This window comes from Lysobacter sp. CCNWLW3 (assembly GCF_036697405.1).
Lineage (GTDB): Bacteria > Pseudomonadota > Gammaproteobacteria > Xanthomonadales > Xanthomonadaceae > Lysobacter.
In genome coordinates this window covers 240,637-259,832 of the sequence record NZ_JBAHWA010000006.1, presented here as the reverse complement: position 1 = coordinate 259,832, position 19,196 = coordinate 240,637, and the positions used below count along the sequence as shown (strand labels likewise).

The 19,196-nt window shown below is 71.0% G+C and carries 8 protein-coding genes; all 8 read right to left on the bottom strand.

The genetic code is table 11. From position 1 onward, the window contains the following. The coding region (locus V1318_RS12735; protein WP_332940055.1) for a DUF6531 domain-containing protein at positions 1-3,310 on the bottom strand (3,310 nt) is incomplete at its 3' end. Between the two features lie 534 nt (positions 3,311-3,844). Then, positions 3,845-5,188: an NAD(P)/FAD-dependent oxidoreductase gene (locus V1318_RS12730; RefSeq protein ID WP_332940054.1), complete on the bottom strand. Its 1,344-nt coding sequence runs from the start codon at positions 5,186-5,188 to the stop codon at positions 3,845-3,847. Further along, entirely contained in the window at positions 5,181-6,023 is an 843-nt protein-coding gene (locus V1318_RS12725) for a DUF6875 domain-containing protein (RefSeq protein WP_332940053.1), read from the bottom strand. Before V1318_RS12725 ends, V1318_RS12730 begins: the two co-directional genes overlap by 8 nt. Before the next feature lie 22 nt (positions 6,024-6,045). Then, positions 6,046-6,252 (bottom strand): MbtH family NRPS accessory protein, encoded by a 207-nt coding sequence (locus V1318_RS12720; RefSeq protein ID WP_332940052.1) that lies wholly within the window; start codon positions 6,250-6,252, stop codon positions 6,046-6,048. Between the two features lie 18 nt (positions 6,253-6,270). Further along, a complete protein-coding gene (locus V1318_RS12715) occupies positions 6,271-7,602 on the bottom strand; it encodes an MFS transporter (RefSeq protein WP_332940051.1) in 1,332 nt (443 codons plus the stop codon). After that, a complete protein-coding gene (locus V1318_RS12710; protein ID WP_332940050.1) occupies positions 7,599-12,110 on the bottom strand; it encodes an amino acid adenylation domain-containing protein in 4,512 nt (1,503 codons plus the stop codon). The genes V1318_RS12715 and V1318_RS12710 overlap by 4 nt, the downstream gene beginning before the upstream one ends. Before the next feature lie 31 nt (positions 12,111-12,141). Continuing rightward, positions 12,142-15,477 carry an amino acid adenylation domain-containing protein gene (locus tag V1318_RS12705; protein WP_332940049.1) on the bottom strand — a complete coding sequence of 1,112 codons (3,336 nt, stop codon included), beginning with the start codon at positions 15,475-15,477 and terminating at the stop codon, positions 12,142-12,144. Further along, entirely contained in the window at positions 15,470-18,820 is a 3,351-nt protein-coding gene (locus V1318_RS12700) for an amino acid adenylation domain-containing protein (RefSeq protein WP_332940048.1), read from the bottom strand. Before V1318_RS12700 ends, V1318_RS12705 begins: the two co-directional genes overlap by 8 nt. Positions 18,821-19,196: the final 376 nt, after the last annotated feature.

Sequence of the window (19,196 nt, the reverse complement as noted above, 5' to 3'; positions counted from 1 at the left end):
ACAGGGTGCGGCCGTTGCCGTAGACCCAGCCGGTCGCGGGGCCGAACGGGGCGTAGCCGGCCTGGTTGAGCAGCACCGTGCGGCTGCCGCCGTTCGGGGTGACGCCGACCTCGGTGATGCGGCCCTGGGCGTTGCGCACGTAGTCGACCACGGCGCCGTCGGGGTAGTTCACCGTCTTCAGGTCGCCCGCGGCGGTGTAGCTGTAGTTCACCATGAAGAAGCGGCCACCGACGATCTGCATCTTGGTTTCGACCTGGCCGAAGCGGTCGTAGCAGTAGCGCAGCGCGGCGCCGAAGTTCTTGTTGATGCCGGTCAAACGGCTCCGCGCGAACGAAGGCTCGCCGCCGCAGCCGGTGTTGAAGATGTCGTACTGATAGACGATGTCGTTGCCGCCGCTGGTGGCCAGCATCGACACCGAGGTCAAGCGGTTGAGCGCGTCGTAGTCGTAGGTGTGCGCCTGGGCGTCGTTGGCGTCGAGGCGGCTGTCGAGATTACCGGCGCTGTCGTAGCCGTACTGGGTCAGGCCGGTGTCCGGGCTGCTAAGCGCGGTCACGTCGCCGAAGCCGTTGTAGGTGTAGCCGGTGTTCAAACCCTTGGGATCGGTGACCTGGGTGACCTGATCCAGCGCGTCGTACTGGTACAGGGTTTCGGCGGCGATGCCGCCCGGGTCCTGGACGGTGCGCGAGACGCGGTTGAGCGGGTCGAAGTCGTGGTCGACCACGCGGCTGAGCGGGTCGGTGACCAGGTTGGGGTTGCCGTCGGCATCAAAGGTGGTGCCGGTGATGTGGTTGTCGGCGTCCTTGTGCTGGGTCTGCTCGCCCAGGGCGTTGTAGGCGCGGCCGAGTTGGCGACGCAGGATGCCGCCGCTGTCCTTGGTTTCTTCCTGGGTGCGGTTGCCGGCGGCGTCCAGGGTGTAATGGAGGGTGTTGCCGGCGTTGTCGGCGACGTCGGTCAGGCGCTGGGCGGCGTCGTAGGTGAACACGAGGTAGCGGCCATCGGGCTGGGTCAGGCGCTGGACCAAGCCGGTGGGTTCGTAGATGGCGCGGGTGATGCGGTCGTCGGTTTCGCTGGCGTTGTTGGGGCCGCGGACCTTGGTGGCGGTCAGCCAACCGCGCGGGTGGTATTCGTAGTCGGTGACCACGCCGGCGATGTCCTTGACGGACAACACCCGGCCCTGGGCGTCGTACTGCAGCACCTCGGTGACCTGCCCCAGCGCATTGGTGGTCTTCCACAGGTCGCCCTTGCGGTGCGGGCAGGCGGCAGGGGCGGAGGCGCAGCTGGCGTCGTCGCTGGGGTAGTAGGCGTAGGTGGTGACGTCGCCGACATCGGTGCGCGGGCCGTCGACCGACTTGAGCAGGCCCAGCAAGGGACAGGTGCTGTTGCTGGCGGCGACGTCGGCGGCTTCGCAGTAGGCGTAGGCGGTGGTGCGGGTGGCGTTGGTGGCGGTGTCGCGCACCGCGACCGAGGTCGGCTGCTGGCGCGCATTGCGGACGATGCGGGTCTCGCGGTTGCCGACCAAAGTCATCAGCACGCGGTTGGTGGCCAGCTCCGAGCGCTGCTCGGTGGTGCGCGCCTGCGCCGTGCCCTGGGCCTCGGTGACCGTATGCGCACTGACCAACAGACCGGAGACGGTGTCGGTGATCTCGGCGTACTGGTGCTTGGCGACCGTGCCGTTGCGGTCGGTGACGGTGTCGAGGCGGCGGCGGAAGTCGGTGGTTTCGGGGTAGTAGGTGTAGCTGAGGGTGCCGGCGCTGTTGTTGACGGAGGCGACCTTGCGCGGCGCGCCGCTGGGCGGTGTGGCGGTGAGGGCGTAGGTGTTCACGCGGCCGAGCGCATTGGTGGCCTTGGCCGTGCCGCCCGCGGTGTACTCCAGCAACAAGCCTGCGCCCGCGTCTTGCAGCTCGCTGTACTCCACGCGGTCCTTGGCGTCGTAGGTGTAGCTGCTCAGGCGGCGGCCGTCCTCGGCGGTGACGCCGGTCAACAGCATCGGCGCATTGGATTTGCTGTAGTGGTAGCCCAGCTGCGCGCCTCCGGGATACGTCGCCGTCTGCACCTGCCCCTGCGAGGTGTAGCCGTAGCTGGCCAGCACCGCGCCGCCGGAGCTGATCGATGCCACCGGCGCGGCGCCCTTGCCCGAGGCATAGGCGAACTCCAGGGTGCGGCCGCTGCTGTGCGCGATGGTCGTCAGGCGCTTGAGGGTGTCGTAGCTGTAGCTCAGGAAGGTGCCATCGTCGTAGCGCTGCTCCAGCAGCCGGCCTTCGGCATCGAAAGTCAGCACGCGATCGGCGCGGTAGAGCTTCCATTGCGCACCGGACGCAAGCAGGCGGTCGCCGCTGCCTTCGGTCGCCTCATAGGCCGATCCGACGGGCTTGTAGGCGACGTGCGCGCCGTTGCCCTCGATCAGGCCGTAGTGCAGCGTCGCGTTGCCGCTGGCCGGATCGGTGCCGATGGCCAGGCGGATGTTGTGCGAATGCGTCCAGCCGCCGCCGAAGCCGCCGCCAGCGGCGGAGCCGCCGGAGTGGTAGCTGCGCTGAAAGGCGATCCAACCCAGGTCGAAATCGCGCGTCGTTTCAGTCTTGGCGCCGCTGGTGGTCTGACAGCCCTCCTCGGACGGACAGACGCGCGGAGGGTCGCTGACGTAGGCCATCTCCGAGCCCGGCACGCCGGCGCAGGCCTGCTTGGAGGCGCTCCACGCATGCACCGTGATGTTGGGGCATTGGATCGAACGGTTACGCAAGATCGAGCTGTTCTCGTTGGTGCTGCTGCAATTACCGGGCGAACCGACCGCGTAGCTGGCCGTGTAGGTGGTGGACTCGTTGATGCTCTGGCCGTTGTCCCAGCTGCTGTCCACTTGCCAGTTGGGCGACACGGTCACCACGGTGGACGCGGGGCAGCCCTGCCCGGTGCTGTCCGCGTCCAGACGCTGCTTGATCTGGTCCACGACCATCTGCAGGGTCGCGTTCGGCTGCTGCGGGTCGAGCAGGCTGTGATGGCTCCACTCGCCCACCACCGGCGGCACGCGCTCGAACTCGTACTGGTAGATCGTGCGGTCGCTCAGCACGGTCTGCTTGGTGACTTCGAAACTGAAGGGGCCGTAGGGCAGCGAGGCGGCATACAGGCTCTCCATGTCCTGCTGCACCGCGCGCTCGTTGCTATGAGGCCCGTTGAACGCCCAGGGGCTGGCCCAGACCTGGCCGATCTCCTGCGCGGAGGCGGCGCCGCTCAGCAGCGCCAGCAAGCCCAGCGCGGCCGCGAGCGAGCGCCCGCGCACGGCAATGGAGCGGCGGCGGTTCAATCCTTCGTAACCCATACCATCCCCTTTCGAGTTGTCTGCACCGGCCTCGCGGACGGCGTGGTTTGCTGCTGAGGCGTGCGCGGCGCGAGCCGGGCATGACCCACGATGAGGCCTATCCGTCGCGGTCGCTGCGACAGCCTCCAGAAGAAATCCAACAAAGCGATGACACGCCACCGAACGGCGGGCGCGCCGCGTGCTGCACGGTGCCTGCTCCAGCGTTCGGACCAACGCAAGACCTGCCTGCGACGAACACGAGGCTCTGAAGTGATGGCGATGGGGCCGACGGCGAGCGGCCGGCCGATCCACATTCCGTGTGCGTCACTGCTTGGCTCCCCGGTGGGATGCAGCGGTTCCTGTGCGCCCCAGCACGCGGGTTACAGCCCGGTACGGCGTGGGGCCAGCTTCTACACGGCCGGGGGCGGCGTCAAGTGCCGCGCATCGAGGCTTCGAACCTGTTCGAAGCGTCGAGATTGATGGCACGCAAAGCACATATCTGATGCGGGAAAATCCCGCGCCAAACCGTGCGTGAAGTGCGCCGAAACGGTGCGCTCAGCCGCCCAGCGCCCACCAGGCGCCGACCGCGACGACCGCCAGCGCGCCGGCACCGGCGCCGACCAGGATGCGCTCCTGCCGCCGCGCGCGCGCGAGGGCGTCGCCGTAGGGCATGGTGGTGTGCGCGATCATGGTGTACAGCGGCAACCAGGAATGCGGCAGCAGCCGGTTGAGGGCCACGTCCAGGCGCTTGCGCGCGAGGAACCACGGCGACTGCACCTTCTGGCGCAGCTCGACGAAGTTGGCCTTGGACAGTTCGGCGAGGGTGTCGGTGTGCGGGCGCCGCGAGCGTTCGTAGTCGGCGAACGCGTCCGCGCGCCGGCCCGGATGGCGCGCGAGCGCGGCCATCAGCGCCGAGCAATCCTCGAAGGCCGAGTTCATGCCCTGGCCGTAGAAGGGATAGACCGCGTGGCAGGCGTCGCCGACCAGCACCATCCAGTCCTCGCGACTCCACGGCGCGGTGCGCGTGGTCACCAGCGCGCCGACCGGATGCGCCATCCACTCCTCGACCAGCTGCGGCAGCAGCGGCAGCAGGTCGGGGAAGTAGGTGGCGAACAGCGCGCGCACCTCGTCTTCGCTGCGGGTGGTGGCGAAACTGTCCGGGCCTTCGAACGGCAGGAACAGGGTGAGCGTGTGCGAGCCGTCGCGATTGGGGTGCGAGACGAACAGGCCGTGACTGCGCGGCCACACGTGCAGCGCCTCCAGCTCGATCGCCGAACTGCCGTCGGCGAGCGGCTTCAGGGTGAGTTCCTTGTAACCCCACTCCAGGTATTCCTGGTGGTAGTCGGCGCGTTCGCCGCGCTGCATTTCCTGGCGCGTGCGCGAGAACGCGCCGTCGGCGCCGACCACCCAGTCCGGGCGTACCTTCAAGGTCGCGCCGCCGGTGTCGAATTCGAGTTCGCGCGCGGCCTTGTCGGCCGCGACCAGGCGGTGACCGAAGTGCAGGCGCACCTGCGGGTGGCGCTCGGCGCGGTCCAGCAGCAGGCGGTTGAGTTCGTTGCGATCGATCGAGTGCAGCACTTCGCCGCGATCCTTGCCGTAAGGCTGGTAGCGGGTGCTGCCGTCGGGGGCGTGGATCACGCGCCCGGCCATGGTTACCGAGGTCGGCATCACCGCGTCGATCAGTTCGGCCTCGGTCAGCGCCTGGATGCCGCGCTTGGACAGGCCCAGGTTGATCGAGCGGCCGCCTTCGGCGCCGCTCACGCGCGGGTCGGGGCGGCGTTCGTAGACGTCGACGCCATGGCCGAGCGCGGCCAGGCGCAACGCCAGCAGGGAGCCGGCCAGACCGCCGCCGACGATGGCCACGCGCGCGGCGTTATCCGGAGCGGGTGCGTCAGTCATCGACCGCGGTTCCGACAGCGGCGCGACGTGCGCGGGCGGCGGTGCGCGGCACCGCGCTCAGGCGCGGCGTTTCCTGCGCACCGGCGGACAGGCGCAGCTGCAGTTCCGCTTCGACCAGGGCTTCGATCGCCTGCTCGAAATTGTTGCGGCGCAGGTTGGGCCCGAGCCGGCGCAGATAGGAACGCAGGTAGGCCGCGCGCACTTCCGGCGCGTCGATGTCGCGGCGCAGGAACGGCAGGTCGGATTCGACCATGTGCCGGATCGCCAGCATGGGCACCGGGCTGCGCAGCGGGAAGAACTCCGGATTGCGCAGGCCGGGGCTGCTGTTGCGGGCATGGAACTCGCCCAGCATCAGGCCCAGTTCGACGAAGCCGCCCTTGTTCTCGGCCTGGATGCGGTCGACCACGCTGGCGCCGTCGGCGCCGAGGTTGGGGAACACGATCAGGATCGACTTGTTGACCGCGGCCGCGCCGTTGCGCGGCTCGATTTCCAGGAACAGATCGCGGTAATGCGCGATCAGCTCGGCCATGCGCGCAGGATCCGGATCGGCGTCGGCGACCTCGGTGAGCCAGATCGTGTCCAGGCCCAGCGCCAGCGGCGTGAACGGACACACCGGCCCGGTCCGGCCCAGCTCCGGATGCGGCTGGGCGAGGAACTCGCGCACCCAGCTTACGATGGTGGGCAGCGGCGCGCTGGAGGGCTGGTTGCGCTCGACGTCCGAGGCGCGCAGCAGTTGGCCGCGCGCGGCCGCGCCGGCGCTTTCGACGTGGGTGCGCCCCGCCATCAGGGCCGCATCCGGGTCGGGCAGTTGGAAGGAATCGTTATCTGGGCTCATCGCCTCGCTCCTGGTCCCTGGCTCAGCCGCGTGCCGCATTGCGCACGCTGAGCGGGCGCATGTCGGTCCACCACTCGCGGATGCGAGCCAGGCATTCGTCCTTCGATCCTTCGAAGCCGGCATCGCGCCAGCCCTGCGGGATCGCATACGCCACCGGCAGGATCGAGTACTGGTCTTCGTGATTGACCACCACCCGATACGCACCGAGATCCATCTCTTCTCCTTGCATGACGCCTCCATCGCAAACTCAAGCCGCGGCGCTGACTCCCGCCGCCGAACCCGTCGCCAGAATCGGCGCGTCGGGCAATTCGTCCTCGACCCGGCGGATCGCGCGCACCGCATAGGCGCTGGCCGCGACCGCCGTCATCAGGACCCCAAGGACTATGAACATCAGGCCCAGGCCGCGGCCCGGACCGACGCCGATCCAGGCCCCGACCGATGCGGCCAGGGCGCCGCCGGGCGCCATCAACGGTTCGAACACGCGCTCGGCCAGCGGACCAGCCAGGCAATAGCCCAGGGGCATCGCCGCTTCCGACAGCACGCGCTGGATCGCGAAGCAGCGGCCCTGCAGATCGGCCGGCACCTTGCTCTGCCACAGCGCGGCATTCGACGCGTTGAGCACAGGTAACGTCAGGAAGAAGCCGAAACCGGCCACCAGCACCAAGGCGAAGGACGGCGCCAGGCCGTGCACGGCCAGCAGCACGCCGGCGGCCAGCGAGAAACCCAACACGCCGTGGATGCGCCGCTTCGGGCCGCCCCAGGTGCTCATGGCCAGGCCGCCCAGCAGCAGGCCGCAACCGCCGACCGCCATCTGCACGCCCAGCAGCGCGGCATCGGCGAACGACAGCACCAGCGGCGTGATCGCGATGCTGGCGATGCCGAACAGGAAGTTGGTGGCGCCGAACACCAGCAGCAGGCCGTACAGGCCGGGGCGATCGTGCACGTAACGGAAACCGGTCGCGGCCTCGCGCCACAGGCTCTGCTCGGCTTCGGCGCTGCGCAGCGGGCGCGGCACGCGCGCGAAGCACAGCGCGATCACGCCGATCACGAAGGTGAGCGCATCGACGATCAGCACGCCCTGCATCGAGATGGTGCTGACCAGCACGCCGGCCAGCAGCGGTCCGCCGACCTGGGCGACCGCGAAACCGGTCTGGACCAGACCGTTCACGCGCGTGAGCTGTTCCTGGCTGGCGAGCAGCGGGATGCTGGCCGCATACGCCGGCTGCAGGAAGGCGTTGGCGATCGCCGAGATGCCGACGCCGGCGTAGACGTGCCACAGGGCCAGGCGGTCGGTGGCGTACAAGGCCGCCAGCGCGAACATGGTCAGGGCCGAGACCGCGTCGCAGGCGATCATGGTGCGGCGTCGGTCCCAGCGATCGACCAGGGCGCCGGCGATCGGCGAGATCAACAGCGCCGGCACCGCCATGGCGACGAAGATCAGGGCGAACTGGGTGGTCGAGCCGGTGCTCTGGTAGACCCAGATGCCCAGCGCGAATGAGGTCAGGCGCGAACCCACGCCCGACACCAGCTGGCCGACCCAGATCAGCAGGAAATCGCGCAGGCCGGCGTAGCGGTTCACGCTTCCTCCTCCTCGACCGCCAGCGGCAGGGCGCCGCGGCTGCGCAGGAAATCCAGGTAGGTCGCGAACAGGACCCGGTCGGCCGGCGGGCAAACCAGGCCCAGCGCGGCGACCGCATCGAGGGTGGCGCTGCAATCGAAGCGCGGTTCGCGCGGGTCCGGATCCTGCGGGAACAGGCCGGCGAACGGCGCCAGCGCGTTCTCGCGCGACACCGCCGCTTCGGCCAGCAGGGCCTTGCGCCAGGACGGATAGTCGATCTCTTCCACCGCCAGGCCGGCGTCGCGCATGGTCGCGACCGCCTCGACGATGGGCAGGCGGCGCGGATTGAAGAAGTGGTACTGGCCGTTGGCCTCGCCCGCGCCCAGCGCCAGGCGCACGATCGCGCGACCGACGTAATCCACCGGCGCCATGTCGAAGGATTCGTCGGGCAGGTGCGGGGCGTAGCCCAGCTGCACGCAGCCCTTGATCCAGGCGTTGAAGTAATCGCCCAGGTTGCTGGTGCCCAGGCGGCTGTCGCCGGTGATGCGCGCCGGGCGGTAGATCGCCACGGGCAGGCCGCGTTCGCGCGCGGCCAGCGCCAGCTGCTCACCGACCCACTTGCTCTGGTTGTAGCCGCCCATCTGGCCTTCGGCGTCCGGCGGCGGATCGGATTCGCGCACCACCCGCTCGAGGTGGCGCTCGGTGAGGTAGACGCCCAGGGTCGAGACCAGGTGCACCGGCTTGATGCGGTGGCGCGCGGCCAGGCGCAGCACTTCGACGGTGCCGCCGACGTTGGCCGCTTCCAGGTGTTCGTAGGGCGCCAGGAAGTTGACCTGGCCGCCGTTGTGGAAGATCACCTCGGCGCGTTGCGCGAGCGCATCGAAGGCCGCCGCGTCCAGGCCCAGGCGCGGCGCGGCCAGATCGCCGCACACCGGCCGCAGCCGGCGTTCGTCGCCCGCGCGCCACAGCCCGTAGCTGTCGAGATTGGCGCGGATGCGGCGCAGCCCTTCGGCCTCGCCGTCGGCGCGCACCAGGCACAGCAGTTCGGCCTGCGTGGTGTCGAGCAGCTCGCGCACCAGGTAGGCGCCGAGGAAGCCGGTGGCGCCGGTGACCAGGGCGCTGGCCGGTTGCGCGCGCACGGCCGGCGCGCGCGCGCCGCGCGGATCGATGTCCGCCGGCAACACCACGCGCGCCTGCAGATCGGTGCGCGCGTCGGACACGCCGGCGCGCTGGGCTTCGATCGCGCGCGCCAGGCCGGCCACGGTCGGGCTGGCGAACACCGCCGCCAGCGGCAGTTCGACGCCGAACGCGGCGTGCAGCTTGAACACCAGCGGCAGGGTCGACAGCGAGTCGCCGCCCAACGCGAAGAAGTCCTCGTCGGCGCCGATGTCCTCGCGCCCCAGCACCTCGCGCCAGACCGCGAGCACGCCGGCTTCGGTCTCGCCCTGCGCCGCGCGCAGGACGCGCTCGGCCGCGACCGCGGCCGGCGGCACCGGCAAGGCATGGCGATCGACCTTGCCGTTGCGGTTCAAGGGCAGCGCCGGCAGCGGCACGAACAGCGAGGGCAACAAGGCCTCGGGCAGGCGCTGGGCCAGGAATTCGCGCAGCGACGCCGGCTCCAGCCCGGCCTCGGCCACCACGTAGGCGACCAGACGCTTGTCGCCGGGCCGGTCCTCGCGCAGCGCGGCCGCGGCGGCCTGCACCTGCGGGTGCGCGGCCAGCGCGGTTTCGATCTCGCCCAGCTCGATGCGCACGCCGCGCAGCTTGACCTGGTGATCGCGGCGGCCGAGGAACTGCAGGCTGCCGTCGGTGTTCCAGCGCGCGAGGTCGCCGGTGCGGTACAGGCGCGCGCCGGGGGTTTCGGCGTAGGGATCGGGCAGGAACGCGGCCTGGGTCAGTTCGGGCTGGCCGAGGTAACCGCGCGCGATGCCGGCGCCGCCGATGCACAGCTCGCCGATCACGCCGCGCGGCGCCAGGCCGAGTTCGGCGTCGAGCACGTACACGCGCACGCCCGGCAGCGGCGTGCCGATCGGCAGTTCGGCGCCGGAGAATTCGCCGCCGTCGCGGGTGGACAGCATGGTCGCGCAGACCGAGGCCTCGGTCGGGCCGTAGTGATTGCACAGGGCGACGCGGCCGCCGCTGACGCCGGCGTAGCGACGCACCTGCTCCAGCGGCACGCTCTCGCCGCCGATCATCATCAGGCGCAAGGCCGGCAGCAGCGGACGCGTGCGCTGGGCCGCGAACCAGCCCTCGCTCCAGCGCCGCCACAGCGCGGCCGGCGCGTCGATCGCGGTTACGCCGTAGTCGCGGCAGAAGCTTTCCAGTTCGTACGGTCCCAGTTCGGCCGGGGCCGGATGCAGCACCAGCGCCGAACCGCTGGCCAACGCCGGAAAGATGTCGCCGACCGAGGCGTCGAACACCAACGGCGGAATCATCAGCAGACGCTGGGCGACGAAGTCGTGGCGCGCCATGAAGCCCAGGGCCAGGTTGACCGCGCCGCGGTGCTCGACCACCACGCCCTTGGGCGCGCCGGTGGAACCGGAGGTGTAGATCACGTAGGCCGCGTGCTCGGCGCCGGCGAGTTCGGCCGGCGCCAGGTCGGACGGCGGCACGCTGTCGGTGATCACGCAGGGCACGTCGCCGGCGACCGCGTCGGCGCGCGCGATCAGGGCCGCGGGCGCGACCAGGGCCAGCGCGCCGGCATCGGCGAGCAGGAAGGCGATGCGCTCGTCCGGATGCGCGGGATCGATCGGCACGTAGGCGCCGCCGGCGGCGAGCACGCCGAGCACACCGATCAGGGCCTCGGCGGAGCGGTCGGCGAGCACCGCCACGCGGGTTTCGGCGACCGTGCCCAGGGCGCGCAGGCGCTGGGCGATGCCGTTGGCGCGCCGGTACACGTCGCGGTAGCTGAGCTCGCGTCCCGGCTCGACGATCGCGATCGCCTCCGGGCTGCGCTGGGCCTGGCGCTCGAACAAGGCGTACAGGGTCGGCGCCGGCGGCTGCGGCGCGGCGCCGCCGTCGCCCAAGGCCAGCACTTCGTGGCGCGCGTCCTGGTCCAGCAGCGACAGCCGCGACAGCGGCAGGTCGGGGTCGGCGAGCACGCGATGCAGCAGCACGCCGTACTGGTCGGCCAGGCGGGCGATGGTGGCGGCGTCGAACAGGTCGCTGTCGTAGTCGAGCACGCCGTCCAGGCCGGCCTCGGACGCGCCCAGCGACAGGGTCAGTTCGAAGCGCGAGGTGTGCACCTCGGGCTCGAACCATTCGGTGCGCAAACCGCGCAGGGCCAGCGGCGCGGTGCCGGCGTTCTGCAGCACGAACATGCTCTGGAACAGCGGCGTTCGGCCGGGCACGCGTTCCAGGCGCAGCTGGTCGATCACGCGCTCCAGCGGCGCCTGCGCGTGCTCGAACGCGTCCAGGCAGTGGGCGCGGGTGCGCGCGAGCAGCTCGCGGAAACTGGGATCGCCGGACAGGTCGCCGCGCAGGGCCAGGGTGTTCACGAACAGGCCGATCAGCGGTGCGACGCCGTCGACGCCGCGGTTGGCGACCGGCGAACCGATCACCACGTCGTCCTGACCGGCATGACGGCCGAGCAGGGTCTGGAAGGCGGCCAGCAGCGCCATGAACAAGGTCGCGTGCTCGCGCCGCGCCAGGTCGGACAGGCTGGCGGCGACGCTGAGCGGAATGCGCAGATGGTGGCGCGCGCCGTGCCCGGTCGGCGCCGGCGAACGCGGACGGTCGGTGGGCAGGTCGAGCAGGCCGCTGCTGCCTTCCAGGGCCTGGCGCCAGAACCCGAGCTGGTCGGCGACCTGGCGCTCCTGCGCCGGTTCGCGCTGCCACAGCACCGCGTCGCCGAACTGCAGGCGCAGTTCCGGCAAGGCCGGCGCCTGGCCGTCCAGGCGCGCTTCGTAGCAGCGCGCGAGTTCGTCGAACAGGACGCCGCAGGACCAGGCATCGGAAACGATGTGATGGATCACCACCAGCAGCAGGTGGTCTTCCTCGTCCAGGCGCAGCAGGGTCGCGCGCAGCAGCGGCGCGCGTGCCAGATCGAACGGGCGCTCGGTCTCTTCGCTGGCGTAACGGCGCGCCTCGGCTTCGCGCGAGACCAGGTCCAGTCCGCGCAGGTCGATCAGCGGCAGCGTCGTGGCGACCTCGGCCGCGACGGTCTGGCGCGGCTCGCCCGCGATTTCCGCGAACGAGGTGCGCAGCGCGTCGTGGCGCTGGATCACGTCGCCCAGGGCGCGCTCCAGCGCCGGCACGTCCAGGGCACCGCGCAGGTAGTGATGGGCGTAGACGTGGTAGGCGCCGCTGCCGGGCTGCAGGCGCTCGAAGAACCAGATCCGTTGCTGCGCGGCCGACAGCGGCAAGGGCTCGCCGGGCCGGCTGCGGCGCTGGATCGCATTGTCTTCGGGCAGCTGCGCGTCGGCGTCGCGCGCCGACAGGCGGCGTCGCAGCAGTTCGCGCTGCTGCGGCGTCAGCCGGGCCAGGCGCTCGGCCATCGCGCCGGGCGCGTTGTCGTCGGCCGCGCTCATGCGCCGTCCACTCCGCAGGCGATCGTCGCGCTCATCGTTCGGCGCCCTCGCCTGCCAGCAGCAGTTGTATGTCTTCGTCCGACAATCCTTCGAGCTGGTCGAGCATGCCCGCCAGCGCGTCGGCGTCGACGCTGTCCATGCGCTGGCGCAGCAGCAGCTCGGCGAAGCCGGCCACGCTGGGCGCCTCGAACAGGCTGCGCAGCGCGATCTCGCCGCCGAAGGCCTTCTGCACGCGCGTGATCAGCTGGGTGGCCAGCAGCGAATGCCCGCCGAGGTCGAAGAAATCGTCGTGGATGCCGACCCGCTCGAGGCCGAGCACCTCGGCCCACAGCCGCGCCAGGGTCTCTTCTTCGCCGTTGCGCGGCGCCACGTAGGCCTGCGCCTCCAGGGCGTCGGCGTCCGGCGCCGGCAGCGCCTTGCGGTCGACCTTGCCGTTCGGGGTCAGCGGGTACTGCGCCAGCGCCACATAGGCCGAGGGCAGCATGTATTCGGGCAGGTGCTGGCGCGCATGCGCGCGCAGCTCGGCGCCGTCGGCGGCGCCGATCACGTAGGCGACCAGGCGCTTGTCGCCGGGCCGGTCCTCGCGGCAGACCACGACCGCCTGGCGCACCTGCGGATGCTCGGCCAGCACCGACTCGATCTCGCCCAGTTCGATGCGGAAGCCGCGCAGCTTGACCTGGTGGTCGATGCGGCCCAGCACTTCGATGCGGCCGTCGCGCAGGCGCCGGGCGAGGTCGCCGCTGCGGTACAGGCGCGCGCCGGGGCGCGCGCCGTGACGGTCGGGCACGAACTTCTCGGCGCTGAGCTCGGGCCGGGCCAGGTAGCCGCGGGCGACGCCGAGGCCGCCGATCAGCAGCTCGCCGGGCACGCCCACCGGCACCAGCTGGCCGCGCGCATCGACGATATGCAGTTCGGTGTTGGCCAGCGGGCGGCCGATGCTGATCGCCGCACCGTCGGCGCGCACGCGCTCGACCGCCGACCACACCGTGGTTTCGGTGGGGCCGTACAGATTCCAAAGCTGCGCGCCGCAGTCGAGCAGACGATCGGCGAGTTCGCGCGGCAGCGCTTCGCCGCCGCAGAACAGGCGCAGCTGCGGGCGCCCGCGCCAACCGGCGTCGAGCAGCATGCGCCAGGTCGCGGGCGTGGCCTGCATCGCGCTGGCGCCGGCGCTGTCGATCAGCCGCGCCAGCGCGGCGCCGTCGGCCGCGGTGGCGCGGTCGGCCAGGGCGATGCGCGCGCCCACGCTCAAGGGCAGCAACAGTTCCAGCACCGCGATGTCGAAGGACAGGGTGGTGACCGCGCACATCACATCGTCTTCGCCCAGCCCCGGTTCGCGCGCGACCGCGCTGAGGAAGTTGACCGCGGCGCGGTGCGGAATCTGCACGCCCTTGGGCCGGCCGGTGGAGCCGGAGGTGAAGATCACATAGGCCAGGTCTTCCGGGCCGACGCCGCTGTCGACGCGCGCGCCCGGCGCGGCGTCCAACTCGTCCAGCCACAGCGGTTCGCAACCCGAGGACGGCAGCTGCGCCTGCAGGGCGCGCTCGCTCACGATCAGGCGCGCCCGCGCGTCTTCGAGCATGTAGCCCAGGCGTTCGGCCGGATAGCTCGGGTCCATCGGCACATAGGCCGCGCCGGCCTTGAGCACGCCCAGCAGCGCGACCAGCATGCGCGGCGAGCGTTCGACGAACAGGCCCACCAACTGCCCCGGCCCGGCGCCGCGCGCGGCCAGCGCGCGCGCCAGCGCATCGGCCTGGGCATCGAGTTCGGCATAGCTCAGGCGCTGGCTGCCGCATTCGACCGCGATCGCGTCGGGCCGGCGCTCGGCCTGGCGCTCGAACAGACGATGCAGCGGCGTATCCAGCGGCGCCTCCAGCGCGGTGTCGTTCCATTCGCGCAGCAGGCGCTGGCGCTCCTCTTGCGGCAGGATCTCCAACTCGCCCAGGCGCCGGTCCGGGTCGGCGACGATGGAGCGCAGCAGTTGCTGGAAGTGGCCCGAGAAGGCCTCGATCGTGGCGGCGTCGAACAGGTCGCTGGCGTACTCGAAGAACAGCGCCAGGCCGTCTTCCTGCTCGCCCGCGAACAGGGCCAGGTCCGAACGCGCGGTGCCTGGATTGATCCGGTCGAAATCCACCGGCGTCAGGGTCAGCCCGGCCAGGTGGCTGTCGCCGGACGGGAAATTCTGGAAGAACAGCATGGTCTGGAACACCGGCGCGTGGCTCAGCGAGCGCTCCGGCGCGAGGTCTTCGATCAGGCGCTCGGCCGGCAGGTCCTGGTGCGCATACGCCGCCAGGGTGCTGTCCTTGACCTGCGCCAGCAGGCTGCGGAAGCTCGGGTTGCCGGACAGGTCGTTGCGCAGCGCCAGGGTGTTGACGAAGAAACCGGCCAGCGATTCGAGTTCCTCGCGGCGGCGGTTGGCGACGCCGACGCCGACCACCAGGTCGTGCTGGCCGGAGTAGCGCATCAGCAGGGTCTGATAGGCGGCCAGCACGGTCATGAAGGGAGTCGCGCCCTCCTGCCGGCTCAAGCGTTTGACCGCATCCCAGGTCTCCAGCGCCAGCGTGCTGCGCAGCACTTCGCCGCGGTAGCTCTGCACCGGCGGGCGCGGACGATCGCCGGGCAACTCCAGCACCGGCAGCGGGCCGGCCAGGCGCTGGCGCCAGTAATCCAGCTGGGTCCGCAGGGCCGGGCCTTCCAGCAGTTCGCGCTGCCACAGCGCGTAGTCCACGTACTGCACCGGCAGTTCCGGCAGCGGCGATTCCAGGCCGTCCTGGTAGGCGCCGTAGAGCTGACGCAACTCATCGTTCAACAGGCCCAGCGACCAGCCGTCGACGGCGATGTGGTGGGCGTTGAGGGTGAACAGATGGCGCTGGTCGTCGACGCGCACCAGCAGCGCGCGCAACAGCGGCCCGCGCGCAAGGTCGAACGGGCGCCGGGCTTCGGCGCGCGCCAGCGCGAACGCCGCCGCCTCGCGCTCCGGCGCCGGCAGCGTGCGCAAGTCCTGGCGCTCGATCGGCACCGCCGAGGGCGGCTGCACCACCTGGTGCGGGCCTTCTTCGTCGGCCGCGATCAGGGTGCGCAGGCTTTCGTGACGGCGCAGGATCTCGTCGAGCGCGCGCGCGAACGCGGCCTCGTCCAGCGGCCCCTGCATCCACATCGAGGTCGGCACGTTGTAGGCGGCCGAGCCGGGATCGATCCGGTCCAGGATCCACAGGCGCTGCTGCGCGTACGACAGCGGAATCCGCGCCGGGCGCGCGCGCCGGCCGATCTCGCTGCGCGGCGCGGCCGGCGATTGCTTGGCCAGTTGCTGCAGCAGCAGCGCGCGTTTTTCCGGCGACAGGCCGGCCAGACGCTGATTGATCTCAGTCATGTCCGCCTCCGGGCAGGGTGGCGGCCAGGCGCGCGCTGGCTTCTTCGTCGCTGAGGTGTTCCAGGCTGGCCAGCAGGCTTTCCAGGTCCTCCGGCAGCGCCTCGACGCAGGCGTCGGCGACACGCGCGGCCAGGCGTTCCAGGGTCGCGTCCTCGAACAGCGCGCGCAGTGGCAGTTCGATGCCGTACTGCTGCTCGATCCGCGCCAGCAGGCGCGTGGCCAGCAGCGAATGCCCGCCCAGGTCGAAGAAATTGTCGCCGCGGCCGATCCGCGGCGCGCCGAGCAATTGCTGCCAGATCGCGGCCAGGGCCTGCTCCTCGGGCGTGACCGGCGCGTCGAAGTCGGCGTCGTCCGCGGCGCCGGCCACGGCTTCCGGCGCCGGCAGCGCGCGCCGGTCGACCTTGCCGTTGGGGGTGAGCGGGAAGCGATCCAGCACCACGAAGGCGCTGGGCACCATGTAGTCGGGCAGCGCGGCCTTGAGATGGTCGCGCAGCGCGGCCGTCGCCGGCGCCTCGCCGTTCGCGGTCACGTAGGCGACCAGGCGCTTGTCGCCGGGCCGGTCCTCGCGGCAGTGCACCACCGCCTGGGTCACCGCCGGGTACTGCGCCAGCACCGATTCGATTTCGCCCAGCTCGATACGGAAGCCGCGCAGCTTGATCTGATGATCGATGCGGCCGATCACCTCGAGGGTGCCGTCGCGGCGCCACAGCGCCAGATCGCCGCTGCGGTACAGCCGCCCGCCCGGGGCGCCGAAGGGATCGGAGATGAATTTCTCCGCGGTCAGATCGGGGCGCCCGCGATAGCCGGTGGCCAGGCCGTCGCCGCCGATCAGCAGCTCGCCCGGCACGCCGGCGGGCAGCAATTTCATATGACGGTCGACGATGTGGATCTGGGTGTTGTCCACCGGCTTGCCGACCAGGATCGGGCCGCTGCCGGCGTGCACGCGGCACAGCGCCGAGTACACCGTGGTTTCGGTGGGGCCGTAGAGGTTCCACAGCTCGCGCGCGCAGGGCAGCAGGCGGTCGGCGAGTTCGCGCGGCAGGGCCTCGCCGGTGGAGATGATCTTGAGGCCGGGTTTGCCGCTCCAGCCCAGCTCCAGCAGCATGCGCCAGGTCGCGGGCGTGGCCTGCATCACGTCGATCGCGGTGTCGTCGACCAGGCGGCGCAGGCGCAGGCCGTCGCGCGCGGTGTCGCGGTCGACCAGCAGGATGGTCGCGCCCACGGTCAGCGGCAGCACCAGCTCGAACAGGGCGATGTCGAAGGACAGCGTGCTGATCGCGCACAGCACCTGGCCGCTCGCCAGGCCGGGCTCGCGCGCGACCGAACGCAGCAGGTTCACCGCCGAGCGCTGCTGGATCTCCACGCCCTTGGGCTTGCCGGTGGAACCGGAGGTGAAGATCACATAGGCCGGATCGCGCGCACCGGCGCCGCCCTCGGGCGCGCGCTCGGCGCGGGCGTCCAGCGCCGCGTTCGCGTCGGCATAGACCACGACCGCGACGTCGCCGGGCAGGCTGTCGGCGAGTTCGCGCTGGCTCACCAGCACGCGCGCGGCCGAGGCTTCGAGCATGTAGGCCAGGCGATCGGCGGGATAGGTCGGATCCAGCGGCACGTAGGCGCCGCCGGCCTTGAGGATGGCGAGCAGGCCGATCAGCATTTCCGGCGTGCGTTCGACATAGAGACCGACCAGATCGCCGGGGCCGACCCCGGCTGCGCGCAGCTCGTGCGCGAGCGCGTTGGCGCGGCGGTCGAGTTCGCGGTAGCTGAGCTCGCGCGCGCCGCAGCGCAGCGCGATCGCGTCCGGCGTGCGTTCGACCTGGGCCTGCACTTGCGCGGCGATGGTGGGATCGGCCGGCAGTTCGCGCGCGGTGTCGTTCCAGCGCGCGAGTTCTTCGCGCTCCTGCGCGGTCAGCAATTCCAGCGTGCTCAGCGGCGCGTCGGGCGTGGCCGCGGCCGCGGCCAGCAGGCTCAACAGATGCCCGCACAGGCGCTCGATGCGCGCGCGATCGAACAGGTCGGTGCTGTATTCCAGCATCAGTTCGCGCTGGCCGTGCTGGTTCACGAACAGGCTGAGGTCGCCCTGGGCGCTGCCGTGGGCCAGGTCCATCAGGTGCGCCTGGCGCACCTGCAGCCCGCCCATGCCCAGGCCCAGCGCGGGATAGTTCTGGAAGAAGAACAGCGCCTGCGCGAATGGCGTGTGGCTGGCCGAACGCGGCAGGCGGCGGGTCTCCAGGATCCGGTCCAGCGGCGCGTCGGCGTGCTCCATCGCGCCCAGCACGCTCTCGCGCACCTGCGCCAGCAGCTGGGCGAAGCTCGGATCGCCTTCGATGCGCGCGCGCATCGGCAGGGTGTTGACGAAGAAACCGATCACCGGCTCCAGCTCGACCCGCGCGCGCCCGGCCACGCCCATGCCGACGGTGATGTCGTCCTGGGCGGTGTAGCGCGACAGCAGGGCCTGATAGGCGGCCAGGAACACCATCGACAGCGTGGCCTGGCGTTCGCGCGCGAGCCGCTCGAGCTGCTCGTAGACCGGCGCCGGCACTTCGCTGCGATACAGCGCGCCGCGGAAACTCTGCGCGGCCGGACGCGGCCGGTCGGCGGGCAGGTCCAGCGAGGTCGACGCGCCGTCCAGGCGCGCGCTCCAGTAATCCAGCTGCGGCTGCAGGCCTTCGCCGCCCAGCGTTTCCTGCTGCCACAGCGCGATATCGGCGATCTGCAGCGCGGGCGCGCCGGTGTCGGCCACGCCGCCGGCGCGCAGGGCGTCGTAGGCGCGCTGCAGTTCTTCCAGCAGCGCGTTGGTGGACCAGCCGTCGATCGCGATGTGGTGGAAGCCCAGCAGCAGCAGATGGCGCTGCGGCGCCACGCCGATCAGCGTGGCACGCATCATCGCGTCGCGGCCGAGATCGAACGCGCGCGCGGTGTCCGCGCGCGCCAGGCGCAGCGCGTCGGCCTCGCGCTCGTCGGCGTCGCTTCCGTGCGCGCTCAATTCCTGCCAGGGCAGCTCGATGCGTTCGAGGACGTGCTGGTACGGATCGCCGTCTTCGGCGCGGAACACCGTGCGCAGGGTTTCGTGGCGATCGAGCAAGGTTTGCAGGGCCGCGCGCAGCGCGCCGCGATCGAGTTCGCCGTCCAGCCACAGGCCGACCGGCAGGTTGTAGGCGGTCATGCCGGGCAGGAAACGGTCCAGCCACCACAGCCGGCGCTGGCCGAAGGTCAGCGGAATGCGCGCGGGCCGCGCGCGCGGCTGAATGCGGTTTTGGCCGATGCGCTGACGCGCGCTCAACTGACGCAGCAGTTCGCGTTTCGCAGGCGACAGCTCGGCGATACGCGGGTCGATATCACTCATCCCTGAACTTCCTTGACTTACGAGCATCCTCGGCCGACCTGATCCTGTCGGCACCCCTTTGGCATCCAGCACGCGTCGCTTCGGAGATGCTCTTGCACGCGAACCATGTTCGCGATCATCCTTGGCGTTCCATCCGTGGTGCCCCCGTCCCTATCCTATCCACATAACGAGGCCGGGGGGCAAAAGCGGACCACATCGGTTGCCGGGCCGTCCAGTGCCGGGCGGGGGAAACCGGCGTGGGGAGCGCCTTATCCGGCCGTGGGACGGCCGGTTGCAAGCCCAAATCGAGTATTAGGGGATTCAGGAGCAGCAGCCAGCAGGGAGGGGGAACACATGGATCGACCGTTCTCGCAGCACCGTAATTCGCCCGAATCGC